At 60.5% G+C, this 13,201-nt stretch carries 14 protein-coding genes; 7 read left to right on the top strand and 7 right to left on the bottom strand.

Going from position 1 to position 13,201, the window contains the following annotated elements:
* Positions 1–471: 471 nt before the first annotated feature.
* On the top strand, positions 472–723 hold the full coding sequence (gene oprI, locus PGR6_RS08000; RefSeq protein ID WP_003172710.1) for an outer membrane lipoprotei OprI: 252 nt from the start codon (positions 472–474) through the stop codon (positions 721–723).
* Between the two features lie 123 nt (positions 724–846).
* Here the strand turns inward: oprI and PGR6_RS07995 are convergent, their stop codons facing one another.
* From PGR6_RS07995 to PGR6_RS07985, 3 genes are all read right to left on the bottom strand, one after another.
* Positions 847–1,818, bottom strand: coding sequence for a L,D-transpeptidase family protein (locus tag PGR6_RS07995; RefSeq protein WP_018929800.1), 972 nt, complete (start codon positions 1,816–1,818; stop codon positions 847–849).
* Between the two features lie 132 nt (positions 1,819–1,950).
* The gene (locus PGR6_RS07990; RefSeq protein WP_007899882.1) at positions 1,951–2,244 is read right to left on the bottom strand and encodes a hypothetical protein; all 294 of its coding nucleotides are present in this window, start codon (positions 2,242–2,244) and stop codon (positions 1,951–1,953) included.
* Between the two features lie 56 nt (positions 2,245–2,300).
* Positions 2,301–2,906, bottom strand: coding sequence for an arylesterase (locus PGR6_RS07985; protein WP_018929801.1), 606 nt, complete (start codon positions 2,904–2,906; stop codon positions 2,301–2,303).
* A 10-nt stretch (positions 2,907–2,916) separates the two neighbouring features.
* On the opposite strand from PGR6_RS07985, the gene PGR6_RS07980 reads away from it, so the two are divergent.
* From PGR6_RS07980 to greB, 3 genes are read left to right on the top strand one after another with little or no spacing between them, the layout of a single operon-like run.
* Positions 2,917–3,600, top strand: coding sequence for an ABC transporter ATP-binding protein (locus PGR6_RS07980; protein ID WP_007939984.1), 684 nt, complete (start codon positions 2,917–2,919; stop codon positions 3,598–3,600).
* Positions 3,600–6,104 (top strand): ABC transporter permease, encoded by a 2,505-nt coding sequence (locus PGR6_RS07975; RefSeq protein WP_064616715.1) that lies wholly within the window; start codon positions 3,600–3,602, stop codon positions 6,102–6,104. The genes PGR6_RS07980 and PGR6_RS07975 overlap by 1 nt, the downstream gene beginning before the upstream one ends.
* Before the next feature lie 59 nt (positions 6,105–6,163).
* The gene (gene greB / locus PGR6_RS07970; protein ID WP_018929803.1) at positions 6,164–6,661 is read left to right on the top strand and encodes a transcription elongation factor GreB; all 498 of its coding nucleotides are present in this window, start codon (positions 6,164–6,166) and stop codon (positions 6,659–6,661) included.
* Between the two features lie 33 nt (positions 6,662–6,694).
* On the opposite strand, the gene PGR6_RS07965 is transcribed toward greB, so the two are convergent.
* From PGR6_RS07965 to PGR6_RS07955, 3 genes are all read right to left on the bottom strand, one after another.
* Positions 6,695–7,003 carry a hypothetical protein gene (locus PGR6_RS07965; RefSeq protein WP_007939981.1) on the bottom strand — a complete coding sequence of 103 codons (309 nt, stop codon included), beginning with the start codon at positions 7,001–7,003 and terminating at the stop codon, positions 6,695–6,697.
* Between the two features lie 261 nt (positions 7,004–7,264).
* The gene (locus PGR6_RS07960) at positions 7,265–7,699 is read right to left on the bottom strand and encodes a DoxX family protein (protein WP_018929804.1); all 435 of its coding nucleotides are present in this window, start codon (positions 7,697–7,699) and stop codon (positions 7,265–7,267) included.
* 103 nt (positions 7,700–7,802) lie between these two features.
* A complete protein-coding gene (locus tag PGR6_RS07955; RefSeq protein WP_064616713.1) occupies positions 7,803–9,224 on the bottom strand; it encodes a transglycosylase SLT domain-containing protein in 1,422 nt (473 codons plus the stop codon).
* Between the two features lie 237 nt (positions 9,225–9,461).
* Between PGR6_RS07955 and PGR6_RS07950 the strand changes: the two genes are divergently transcribed.
* The 3 genes from PGR6_RS07950 (at position 9,462) to PGR6_RS07940 (ending at position 12,364) form a co-directional block, all read left to right on the top strand.
* A complete protein-coding gene (locus PGR6_RS07950; RefSeq protein WP_064616711.1) occupies positions 9,462–10,271 on the top strand; it encodes a TatD family hydrolase in 810 nt (269 codons plus the stop codon).
* Positions 10,272–10,381: 110 nt separating this feature from the next.
* Entirely contained in the window at positions 10,382–11,863 is a 1,482-nt protein-coding gene (locus PGR6_RS07945) for a methyl-accepting chemotaxis protein (protein ID WP_064616710.1), read from the top strand.
* 132 nt (positions 11,864–11,995) lie between these two features.
* On the top strand, positions 11,996–12,364 hold the full coding sequence (locus PGR6_RS07940; protein WP_019582554.1) for an Mpo1-like protein: 369 nt from the start codon (positions 11,996–11,998) through the stop codon (positions 12,362–12,364).
* On the opposite strand, the gene PGR6_RS07935 is transcribed toward PGR6_RS07940, so the two are convergent.
* Positions 12,365–13,162, bottom strand: coding sequence for an acyl-CoA thioesterase (locus PGR6_RS07935; RefSeq protein WP_018929809.1), 798 nt, complete (start codon positions 13,160–13,162; stop codon positions 12,365–12,367). It lies immediately after the preceding gene.
* Positions 13,163–13,201: the final 39 nt, after the last annotated feature.

Below are 13,201 nucleotides of genomic sequence, written 5' to 3'. Positions count from 1 at the left end.
ATGCTCAAGGGACGCTCGTCATTGTGCATCGGGTGGCGGGTGTTGCCGCGGATTACGCAGGAACGGCTCGACCGAACGGGTCAAAGCCTGAACATTGCCGGATATTGAGACTTAAGACGAGCGCCCTTTGTTTAAGTCACCTCAACATGGATAAAGATATGCGAGCGGCTGCGCAAAATTCGAACACAAGTGTAGACAAACCCATCTAGACGGACTTTGGGCAAGACCAAAAAACAGCCGCCGGGCCAGGGAACTTTTTCCCAACGGCTCGCTCAGTTCGGGCCTCGTAGCTGGATATTTTTTATACAACGCAGTTAAAAGTTGCTCGAAAAAGAATCAACGCCTACAATTTTTTTTGCTTCTTGCGCTACGTCAGTTTACTTACTACAAGTAATGGGTAGTATGTACGCCGGCTATTTCCTCACTCTGAGGAGACAGCTACTTAATAGAAAGTCCTTGAAGGGGAACACGATGAACAACGTTCTGAAATTCTCTGCTCTGGCTCTGGCCGCAGTTCTGGCTACCGGTTGCAGCAGCGTATCGAAAGAAACTGAAGCACGTCTGACTGCTACTGAAGACGCAGCAGCTCGCTCCCAAGCTCGTGCAGACGAAGCTTACCGTAAAGCTGATGAAGCTCTGGCTGCTGCTCAAAAAGCACAACAGACTGCTGACGAAGCTAACGAGCGTGCTCTGCGCATGCTGGAAAAAGCTAGCCGCAAGTAATAATCCTTCGGGATTGTTATCAAGCCGATCCATTTTTTGGGTCGGCTTTTTTATTGCCTGAGGTTTCTGCAGGCCATAAAAAACCCGCCGATGCGGCCTGCATCGGCGGGTTGCTTTAACGCGTTACTGCTGCAGGTCGATCGGCGCACTCGAGACCATCGGTGCCGACGTATTCGGCACGGCGATTTCCACCGGCAGGCCATCCTCAGCGGCGACCACGTCGCGCACTACATCCCAGTTCATGCGCAAGTTGTTGGTGATGTCCTCACGCTTGAGCATCGCATTGATCACGGCGGTGTGCTTGTCGACCACCGAAGGGTTGCCCTTGTCATCCAGCGGCGTGTGCGCTTCCAGATAAACCTTGCCGCCACTGAGGCCGAACTTGTACGGATCGTTGAGGATGCGAACCGACGTCCCTACCGGCACCATGCTGGCCATTTCCAGCACGTTGTTGTTGAACATGCGGAAGCAACCGTGGCTGGTACGCATGCCAATGCCGAACTTCTTGTTCGAACCGTGGATAAGGTACCCCGGAGTGCCCAGGGTGAATTTGAATGGCCCCAGCGGGTTATCCGGGCCGGCCGGCACTACGTTCGGCAGTGGGTCGCCATCGGCGGCGTGCTCAGCCTTGATCGACGCCGGAGGGGTCCAGGTCGGGTTCGGCGTCTTGGCGACGATGCTGGTGTGGGCAATCGGCGAACCCCAGCCTTCACGGCCGATACCCAGCGGGAAGGTGTACACCACGTTCCGGCCTTTCGGGTAGTAGTAGAGGCGGTATTCAGCCAGGTTGATGACGATGCCTTCACGCGGGCCAGGCGGCAGGATGAAGCGCGTCGGCAGGACGATTTCGGTACCGGCGCCCGGCAGCCATGGATCGACGCCAGGGTTGGCCGCGACCATTTCCAAATAGCCCAGGTCGTAGGTGGTGCCAAGGTCGGCGAAGGTGTCTTCGTATTTGGCCTTGATCACTTGCACCTGGCCGACAATGTCTTCACCGGGTGGTGGCAGGGGCAACTCCAATGCTGCAACGGGACCCGCCACGCAGAGCGCAGCAAGAGACAGGCAGCGGGTGACGGCGGGAAAGCGCGGCAACATCCGGAAAATCCTTCGCATGATCGACAAGGGTATAAAAACCCGATTGTACACCGCCGCCCGTTATTTCGGGGAGATGCAAGACCTGCGGCGAGGGGGATTACCTGTGGTGGACGCTTTCCTGTGGCAAGGGAGCTACAGCTCGAACCGCAACTCAGGCCAGATCGGCGAAGTGCCGCGTTTTTGCGATTCCAGAATGGCCCGGCACAGCGAGCACAGGCGCTGGTCCTGGAAGACCGTGCGATCGACGCTCGACCAGCGTGGTTGCGCCGGCAACAGGCTGCCGCACAGGGTTCGGTCCGCCGAACCACCCAGCTCCAGCTGACGGGTCACCAGATGCACCCGCACTTCCTGGCAGGCGAACAGATCCAGCTGTTCGTCAGGCTCGATCAGTTGATAGGCAAAAAGGGACCAGGCGGGACGCGGCATCGGGGCCTCCAAATCGGGGGCGCCACCTTAGCCGAAACGCCGCCGCTAGAAAAGCGTCAAAGCAGCGGTTTCAGTGTCGGCCAGACATTTTCCAGCAACTTGCCCTGAGCCCCCGCCGCCGGGTGCAGGCCGTCGGATTGCATCAGGTCTGGATGACCGCCCACGCCGTCGAGAAAAAACGGCACCAGCGGGATTTTTTTCTCGTCGGCCACCTTGGTGAAAGCCTCGGCAAATGCCTGGGTGTAACGCGCACCGTAGTTGGGCGGCAACTGCATGCCCAGCAGCAGTACCTTGGCACCACTGGCGCGGGAGCTGTCGATCATCGATGCAAGATTTTGTTGCAATTGTGTTGGCAGCATTCCGCGCAGTCCGTCATTGCCCCCCAACTCGAGGATAACCAGCTCAGGCTTATGCTCTGCAAGCAGCGCCGGCAGGCGTGCCCGGCCTCCGGCACTGGTGTCGCCACTGATGGATGCATTGACCACCTTATCGTCGAAACCTTCGTGCTTGAGCCGTTGCTCGAGCAATGACACCCACCCCAACCGGGTATCCAGGCCGAAACCGGCGCTGATACTATCGCCAACGATCAGGACTGTACCCGCCGCTGCGTTCTGGGCCATGCACATCAAGGCCAGGCCAGCACTCAAAAACCACACACGCATCGGATTCTCCATGGGCGCAAGCATTCTCACCGCGAAGAACCTCAGCAAAGTGGTTCCCAGCGCGGAAGGTGAACTGACTATCCTGCACGAACTCAGCCTGGAACTGAACAAGGGCGATAGCCTGGCCATTGTCGGCGCCTCCGGTTCCGGCAAATCCACCCTCCTCGGTCTGCTTGCCGGCCTCGACCTGCCGAGCAGCGGCGAAGTCACTCTCGCCGGCCAAGGCCTGAGCAATCTCGACGAAGACCAGCGCGCGCGCATTCGCGCCGAGCACGTGGGGTTTGTCTTCCAATCCTTTCAACTGCTCGACAGCCTCAACGCCCTGGAAAACGTCATGCTGCCGCTGGAACTCGATGGCCGCAAAGACGCCCGTGAGCGCGCCACCGAGCTGTTGCAACGGGTCGGCCTGGGTCAACGCCTGACCCACTCGCCGCGCCAGCTCTCCGGTGGCGAACAGCAGCGTGTGGCGATTGCCCGTGCCTTCGCCGCCGAGCCCGATGTGTTGTTCGCCGATGAGCCCACCGGCAACCTCGACAGCCACACTGGCGAGCGCATCAGCGATCTGCTATTCGAACTCAACAAGGAACGCGGCACCACCCTGGTGCTGGTAACTCATGACGAACGCCTGGCACATCGCTGCCGGCGCCTGATCCGCCTTGAAGCCGGCCTGCTGGTCGCCCCTCTGGAGCCTTGATGGCACGCCTGCCGCTGTTGCGCCTGTTCAGTCTCGCCATTCGCCAACTGCTGCGCGATGCCCGCGCCGGTGAGTTGCGCGTGTTGTTCTTCGCCTTGCTGGTGGCCGTGGCGGCGAGTACCGCCATCGGTTACTTCGGCGCCCGCCTGAACGGCGCCATGATGCTGCGCGCCACCGAGTTTCTCGGCGCCGACCTGTTGCTGGAAGGCAGTTCGCCGGCGCGGCCGGAACAGATCAATAGTGGCATCGAGCTGGGCCTTGAACATGCTCAGGTGGTGGAATTTTCCAGTGTCATTGCCACCGACAACGGTATTCAGCTGTCCAGCATCAAAGCCGCCGATGACGTCTACCCGTTGCGCGGCGAACTGAAAAGCGCCCCCGCGCCGTTCGCGCAGGAAGCGCCCGGGGGCGGTCCGAAACCCGGCGAAGCCTGGGTTGAAGCGCGACTGCTGACTGCGCTGGACTTGAAGATCGGCGACAGCATCGATGTCGGCATGAAAACCCTGAAACTGGCGCGGGTGCTGACCTACGAACCGGATCGCGCCGGCAACTTCTACAGCCTGACGCCACGGGTGCTGATCAATCTCAGCGACCTCGAGGCGACCGGCGTGGTGCAACCCGGCAGCCGGGTCAGTTACCGCGAACTCTGGCGCGGCAACGCCCAGGCGCTGGAAACCTATCGTCAATTGATCAAGCCAGGCCTGGCCGCCAACCAGCGCATCCAGGATGCCCGCGATGGCAATCGGCAGATCGGCGGTGCCTTGGGCAAGGCCGAACGTTACTTGAACATGGCCAGCCTGGTAGCGGTGCTGCTGTCCGGCGTGGCGGTGGCGTTGTCGGCGACACGCTTCGCCACCCGCCGATTCGATGCCAGTGCATTGCTGCGCTGTCTGGGCCTGTCCCGCCGGGAAACCATGGTGCTGTTCAGTCTGCAACTGACAGTTCTCGGACTGCTCGCCAGCATCAGCGGCGCCCTGCTTGGGTGGCTGGCGCAGCTCGGGCTGTTTGCGCTGCTGCATGATTTACTGCCGACTGACGTTCCACCGGGAGGCCTGTTGCCGGCCATTGCGGGGATCGGCACCGGGCTGGTCGCGCTGGCCGGTTTCGCCCTGCCGCCGTTGGCCGCTTTGGGGCGAGTCCCACCGCTGCGGGTATTGCGCCGGGACTTGCTACCGATTCCCTCCAGCACCTGGATGGTCTATGGCGCGGCGTTGGGCGCCCTCGGCCTGATCATGTGGCGTTTGAGCCTGGACCTGGTGCTGACTTTCGCCCTGCTCGGCGGCGGCGTGATCGCGGCACTGGTGCTTGGCGGTTTGCTCTTGCTGCTGCTCAAGAGCCTGCGCCGGATGCTGGCCCGCGCCTCATTGCCATGGCGTCTGGGGTTGGGCCAACTGTTGCGCCATCCACTGGCGGCGGCGGGTCAATCCCTGGCCTTCGGCTTAATTCTGCTGTCGATGGCGCTGATCGCTTTGCTGCGTGGCGAGCTGCTCGACACCTGGCAAAACCAGTTGCCGAAAAATGCCCCGAACTATTTCGCCCTGAACATTCTGCCGGCGGACAAACAAGCCTTCAGCGATCGGTTGATGGAGCTGTCAGCACAATCGGCACCGCTGTACCCGGTGGTGCCGGGACGGCTGATCAGCATCAATGGCAAACCGGTGCAGGAGATCGTCAGCAAGGACTCGGCCGGTGACCGGGCCATTCAACGCGACCTGAGCCTGACCTGGGCGGCGGACCTGCCGGCGGGCAACAAGCTCACTGCCGGCAACTGGTGGGATCAGCAACCGGCGGATGAACTGCCCGGTGTTTCGGTGGAAGGCAAAGTTGCCGAAAGCCTCAAGCTCAAGCTCGGCGATCACATGGTGTTTAGCGTTGGCGGGGTCAATCGGGAGGCGAAAGTCACCAGCCTGCGGGAGATCAACTGGGACAACTTCCAGCCGAACTTTTTCATGATCTTCCAACCCGGCACCTTGAAGGATTTGCCGGCGACCTACCTGACCAGTTTCTATCTGGCACCCGGTCACGACCAGCAGATCGTCGACCTGTCCCGCAGTTTTCCAGCGGTGACCATCCTGCAAGTCGAAGCGTTGCTGGAGCAGTTACGCAGCATTCTCGCGCAAGTGACCCTGGCAGTGGAGTACGTGCTGTTGTTCGTGTTGGCGGCGGGGATGGCGGTATTGTTCTCCGGCTTGCAGGCCACCCTCGATGAACGTATTCGCCAAGGCGCATTGCTGCGAGCGCTGGGCGCCGAACGGCAGTTGCTGGTCAGGGCGCGGCGGATCGAGTTCGGTTTGCTCGGCGCGGTCAGCGGGCTGTTGGCGGCATTGGGCTCGGAACTGGTGAGCCTGGTGCTCTACCGCTACGCCTTCGATCTGCCCTGGCATCCGCATCCATGGCTGCTGGTCATGCCGCTGATCGGCGCGGCGCTGATCGGCGGTGCCGGTGTGTTCGGCACGCGCCGCGCCTTGAACGCCAGCCCGCTGACAGTCTTGCGCGAGGGTTGATAAACTCAAGTACGCTTGTTTAAAAACCCGATTCAAGAACTCAACCACAAGAAGTCGCCATGAGCCGTTATCGCCCTCCCCGCACCGCCGGCACCGCGCTGATCACCCCCGAAGGTGAAGCGCGGATGCGCGCCGAGTTTCATGAGCTCTGGCATGTGCGCCGACCGCAAGTGACGCAATCGGTCAGCGAGGCGGCGGCCCAGGGCGATCGCTCGGAAAACGCCGAATACACCTACGGCAAAAAGATGCTGCGCGAGATCGATAGCCGTGTGCGCTTTCTCACCAAACGGTTGGAAGCGCTCAAGGTGGTCAGTGAAAAGCCCAGCGATCCGAACAAGGTCTACTTTGGCGCCTGGGTCACGATCGAAGACGAGGACGGCAAAGAGTCGCGCTATCGCATCGTCGGCCCGGATGAGCTGGACCTGAAGCTAGGCCTGATCAGCATCGACTCACCGCTGGCCCGCGCCTTGATCGGCAAGGCACTGGACGCCGAAGTGCGCGTGCAGACACCAACCGGTGAGCAGTGCGTGTATATCGTGGCAATCGACTATTTTTGAGCCACGGTGCTCTAAGCCGTAGAGCCCTGAGCCTCAGCAGCGGGCAATCAGCCCTTGGCGCGCGACGCGGGTCAGTTGCCTGATCACTTCAGGCGCGTCCTCGGCGCTGGGTGCCTGAATCACCGCCAGATCGAAACTGTCTGTCGCGAAGCGCTCCAGCGACTCGCCATCTTCGACAAACTGGATCAGGAATGCTGCCGGACCGCCGGTGCGACGTGGCCAGCCATCGAGGTAACGCAACAGCGTCGGCTGATGTTTACCGCCAAGCAGGATTTTTGGATTGCGCTGGGTGAGATGTGCCGTAATCGGCGCGGGGCGTACAACGGGGTTCAATGCATTCATTGTGTCGTGTCTCTGCCTCAAAAGTCTGCATGGCAGGTGAGAGGCAACACCGAACCAGCGCTTTAGCGGTATTTCGAAGCCTGTTTCAAGCTTCTATCGGCAACTGAATGAGTCACCTGGCGCCCCGCAAGTAGCTGTTTAAATCGGCGCATGAGCAGCATCCTAGAGAAGCTGACCGGACAGTGTCAAGAATCGCCAGCAACAAAAAAAGGCCCGCACAGTGCATCACACTGCGCGGGCCTTTTTGTCGAGTCAGAGCGGTCAGTCGGCGATGGCGCGGTCGACCGAGAGCTTGCCTGCGCCTTCGATCAGCACTGCGAGGCTGCCACCGAGCAAGGCCAGGGCGAATTCATAACCGTTGTTGGCCATGAACAGACCGTTGCTGATGTGCACCGAGAAAATCGCAACCAGCGAGAGGAAGGTCAGCCCCAACGCCGCCGGACGTGCCAGCAGGCCGATGATCAGCGCCAGACCGCCGAAGAATTCAGTACCACCAGCCAGGATTGCCATCAGGTGACCGGGCGCCAATCCAATGCTTTCCATGTACTGCGCGGTGCCGGCAATGCCGTAGCCGCCGAATGCCCCGAAGAGTTTCTGTGAGCCGTGGGCCGCGAAGATGATGCCGACGAAAATCCGCAGAATCGTCAGGCCGTAGCCAGCGCGGGTAGACAGTACCTTGTTGATCAGTGTGCTCATGCTGTGTCATCCATTGTGAGAGTGTGTTGGTTGGTCGCCATATTAATCGGTTTATCTCATGCTAAAAGCGCAAAAAACGCACCATAACAATCAGATTAGTCGATCATTTACGTAAGGCAACTTTCTGCCCCTGAGGCTCCAACGATTCCCGCTCCCGATCGAACGCCAGGTAATACTTGTTCACGCTATTAACATAGCTGACAGCCCCCATTCCCACCTGCTCCATGGCGATGCGCTCAACCTGGAAAAACCACTGATTTGGATTCAGGCCGCGCCGCCGAGCCTCGGCCCGCATGCCCTGGACCCGCTCCGGTCCCATGTTGTAGGCCGCCAGCACGAACGCCATCCGTTCGCGCTCGTTGAGTTTGGGGCTGGCAAAGAATTTGCGGCGGATCATCGCCAGGTACTTGGCGCTGGCCTGCACATTGGCATCGAGATTCTGAATGTCACTGACGCCAACCCGTTGGGCGGCCGAAGGTGTTATTTGCATCAGGCCGGTGGGGCCACTGCCATTTCTGGCGGAGGGTTGCAACGCCGATTCCTTGAAGGCCAGCGCTGCCAGGTTCAGCCAGTCCATGTCCTGGGCTTGAGCGTGTTTTTGCAGCACCGGTCGAAGTTTTTCCAGGCGCTGACGATCGGCCTTGGCCAAGGGATAGTGCACTTGATACAGGCGCCGGTAGATCCGCAGGAACGCCGCATCCTGGTCCGACGGTTGCTTGTAGGTGGTCAGGAAACGGTCGATGCTCGCCCGCAGCATCGAGGCGTCGCGGCGTACGAACCAGTATTCCTCGCCCGGCTCACGGATGAGGACCTGTCGATCGAAGCGCAACTTGGGCAGGATCTTGCCCCAGCGCTCGGCGATCGGTTGCTCGACGATGGTCAGATGGAAGATCCCGCCCTGGACCATTTCCAGTACGTCCTCGACGGCCAGGCTTGGGTCGACCCACTCGATCTTCACCGGGGGCAGTTTGTGCAGCGCGAGCTTCTGATTGATCTGGCTGACCGCATCCCCGGCAGCACTACCGGTGGGCAGCGCGAGGGTTTTACCCGAGAGTTGTTCAAGGTGGGTGTAACGCCGTTCGCCTTTGATCCCCACCAGCAGTAACGGCACGTCGCTGGCAATCGGCTCACTGGTGCTGACCGCGTGCCCCGATTGCGGATCAAGCAATTCCCCCGGCGCGACCAGATCGCCCTCCCCGCGCTGCAACGCTCCGAGCAGTTGATCCTTGGCTTTGGGAATGATCTTGAGGGTGATTTCCTGGCCGTCACGGGCGTGGCCATTAAGGTATTGCTCGAAAGCCCGCAGGCGGTGGTATTCGACGCCGATGGCCTGGCCCTGAACTTCGCCGGAGCTGTTGCGGCTCTGGTTGACCAGCACCCGCAGCACACGGCTACTGCGAATCTCCGCCAGGTCGCGGACCTTGGCTGCCGGTACGGCTTGCAACGGCCCGGCCAGACGCGCAACCGCCGGCATCGGCAGCAGCAACGAACAACACAGCAGTAACAAAACCGAGGGACGTGTCATCCACTCTCCGGAAAGAATACTGGCCAACCTCATGAGAGATTTCATGACATCGGGCAACAGAAACAGAGCGCTTGAAGCGCTGATAAAGTGCGAGAGAGTGGCACAGTGATGGCAAATCTACCAACCCCGACCTGCCTCGCGGCCTCAACAGACAGCTTTAACTCGTTGTAGTTCTTGGTTTTTCTTATAAATCTACAGCTCTGATATGCTTTCCGGCCTTTGGTCCGAGGTAGCACCATGCAACTCATCGATATCGGCGTCAACCTGACCAACCCCAGTTTTGCCGACAAACACCAGGCTGTACTCGACCGAGCCTACGCTGCCGGGGTCTGCCAACTGGTGCTTACCGGGACCAGCGTCGAGGGCAGCGAACAGGCGCTGGAACTGTGCCGGCAACTGGACGAAAGCGCTCAACAACTGTTCGCTACCGCCGGCATTCACCCGCATTCAGCCAGCGACTGGAACGCCGACAGCGCCCAGCGTCTGCGCAGTTTGCTCAAGGAGCCGAACGTAGTGGCCGTGGGTGAATGCGGCCTCGATTTCAATCGTGATTTCTCGCCCCGCCCGCAACAGGAAAAAGTCCTAGAAGAACATCTGGCAATGGCGGTCGAACTGCAACTGCCGGTGTTCCTGCATGAGCGCGACGCCAGTCAACGACTGCTGGAGATCCTGCACGATTACCGCGACCGGTTGCCGGCCGCCGTGGTGCACTGCTTCACCGGAGAAAAGAAGGCGCTGTTCAGCTATCTCGATCTGGATTTGCACATCGGCATCACTGGCTGGATCTGCGACGAACGCCGGGGCACGCACCTGCATCCGTTGGTCAAGGAGATTAAACGCGGGCGCCTGATGCTGGAGAGCGACGCGCCGTATCTGCTGCCCCGCAGCTTGCGCCCCAAGCCGAAGAACGGTCGCAACGAGCCAGCGTATCTGACTGAAGTGTTGCGTGAAGTGGCGTTGCATCGCAGGGAAAGCATGGAAGATCTCGCCGCCCACAGCACCGCCAGCGCCCGGGCGTTTTTCGGGTTGCCCTCGATCCCCCAGTAACCACTTGAGAACCGTGGCGGTCATTGACCCATATCAAGATTCGACGCACTGAGTAGCGGCACAATAATGGCACCTTGCCAAAACTGTTTCCGCTATCAGAGAAGACCTCCATGGGTGCCTGGCTTAGCAATATCTCGCTGAAATACAAATTCTGGGCAGTCAACGCCGTCGCCTTTGTCACCACCCTGTTGCTGGTGCTGTACGCCGTGCAGCTCGAACAACAGGCCCGCAGTCACGCCGCGCAAGTATCGGCCCAGGCCCAGGCACGATTGCTCAATGCCTGGCCTGCCGGGCAGCCGCTGCCCAAGGCCGACAACCTGCTGACCTTCAATCGTGGGCAGGCGCCTTTACTGAACGGGCAACCACTTCTGGAACTGACCGATACCCTCGGTTGGGTCCAAATCAATGCCATGCCGCTGTTCGGGGAAAATCCGTTGATGGGTGCCGAGGTGTTCGCTCGTCCCGACGGTCAACAGGTCGCGGTCGTTGCCTACAGCCCGAGCCTGAGCCAGGTGTTCGGCGAGCGCTTCACTCACTACGCGGTAGCGGTGTTCATCCTGATGCTGGCGATGCTCGGCGCGTCGCAACTGTTGATCCGCTTCCTGCTCAGCCAGCTCAACACCTTGAAAGACGTGATGCTCCACGTCGAGAAAAGCGGTGACCTGTCGGCCCGTGTGCCCCTGGCCTGCAAGGACGAAGTCGGGCAGATGGCCAACGCCTTCAATGCCATGCAGGCCGGCTACCAGCGGGTGGTCAACACTGTCGCCAGCACCGCCCGGCAACTGGACGTCGGCGCCGCGCGACTGGCCGCGAGCATGAATGAAGTGCGTCACGGCATGCTCGGCCAGCAAAGCGAAACCGATCAGGCCGCCACGGCGATCAACGAAATGACCGCCACGGTCCATCACATTGCCCAACATGCCGGCGCCACCCGCGACCTCTCGCAAACCGCCGACACCCTGGCTGGCAGCGGTCAGGAAGTGGTGACTCGGGTGCAAAAATCGATTGGCGGATTGTCCACCGGCGTGCAGCAAACCGCCGAGATGATTCAGCGCCTGGCCGAGGACAGCCAGAAGATCAACGGCGTGGTCAACGTGATTCACAGCATCGCTGAACAAACCAACCTGCTGGCCCTGAACGCGGCCATCGAAGCGGCCCGGGCCGGTGAAATGGGCCGAGGGTTTGCGGTAGTCGCCGATGAAGTGCGCAACCTGGCCAAACGGGTCCAGACGTCCACCGACGAGATCACCACCATGGTTTCAGCGCTGCAGGCCGGGACTCGGGACGCGGTGGATTTCATGCAGGAAAGTTCGTACAAGGCGGACGACTGCATGCAACAGGCCCAGGAAGCCAGTGTGGCCCTGGCTGAAATCACCGGTGCGGTGGCGCAAATGCGTGAAAGCAATACGCAGATCGCGGTGGCGGCCGAGCAGCAGAGTCATGTGGCGGAGGAGATGAATCGGGCCGTGGTGAGCATTCGCGACGTGACCGAGAACACCGTGAAGCAGACCGTGAACTCGGCGATTACCAGCAATGAATTGGCGATGTTGGCCGGGGAATTGAGCAAGGCCATCGGGCAGCTCAAGCTTTAAGGGCCCGCGAAGGCAGTCAACATGAATATCGACCATGACCCCTATCGCGCCGATAGCCAGCCTTGATTCGCCGACGGCTTTCGCCCGACCTATTCTTTGTTCATGAGCCTCAACGAACCAAGGATAAGCATCATGGGCAAACGTCACCCCAACCTTCCCGCCTGGCAATGGCGCCTGTACCCGCACAATCACCAGCACCCGACCAATCTGGTGTTGCACCTGATTGCCGTACCGCTGTTCATCGTGGCGTTTTTGCTGATGGTCTCGGGGGTGTTCAGCCTGGATCTGGCAAGCTTCGCGATTGGCGTCATCGGCCTGATTGCCGCCCTGGGCCTGCAGCGTCACGGTCATAGCCTGGAGGCGCAAGCCTCCGAGCCGTTCAGTGATCGCAAAGACGCAGTATCACGCTTGCTGGTCGAGCAGTTCCTGACCTTCCCCCGGTTTTTCTTCAGTGGCGGCTGGTGGCGCGCCTGGCGCGAACGCCACCGTCGCCATCGCTGATCAGGCGAAAATCGTGACGGTCTGCCGACTCATGGCGATCAACTGACCGTCTTCGCTCCAGAGATTGGCGGCGGCGTGCCCATAGCCGTCAGCGGCATGTTCGATGTCCACCAGGTACTTGCACCAGTCCAGCGTACTCAACGCCAGCAACGGCTGGACGAATTCGATGGTCCAGGTGAGCGTGCTGCCTGCCGCCGGTTTCTTCAGATGCGACAACAAGGACGGCGGCCAGGCGTCGACCAGCGCCAGGATATGGGCTTCGCTGACCGACTCGCCCTCCCCATCCCCGCGCAAGCGTACCCAACCACCCATGTCCCGCGATTTGTTACCAGTGAACGGCATGCCACCGATACTCCAGCGCATGGCCAGGTAGCGCATGAATTCCGGGGTCACGCCCTTGATGTACGGCAGTTCCTGACAGTCGTCCCAATGCTTCATCTCAGGAGCCGGGTTGGCCGCGACCACCACTTCGGAAGTTCGCGAAGCGCCGAAGCTGCCCTGGACCAACGTCACCACTTGCCCCTTCTGCATCGCCCGGCCCAGCACCTGGCTGACGGCTTTGCCTTCGCGCAATACGTCGACTTCAAAACTGACCGGTACATCGGGCTCGACCGGGCCAACAAAGGTTATTGCCAGCGAGCGCACCGGACGATCCGCCGGGACTTTTGCGCGCATGGCTTCGTATTGCAAGGCGGCGATCAGACCACCAAAACTCGCCCGCCCCTGGCCCCACTCAGGTGGAATAGACACTTCCTGCGGCTGGCTGCGAACAGCGTCGAGCAGATCGGAAAAGCGCATGGGAACCTCAGAGACTGGAAAATGGATGGAGCGATCTTA

The sequence above is a fragment of the Pseudomonas sp. GR 6-02 genome, from assembly GCF_001655615.1.
In the GTDB taxonomy this organism is placed as follows: domain Bacteria; phylum Pseudomonadota; class Gammaproteobacteria; order Pseudomonadales; family Pseudomonadaceae; genus Aquipseudomonas.
Note: the sequence above shows the minus strand (reverse complement) of the source record. Positions and strands in the feature narration are given on the sequence as shown.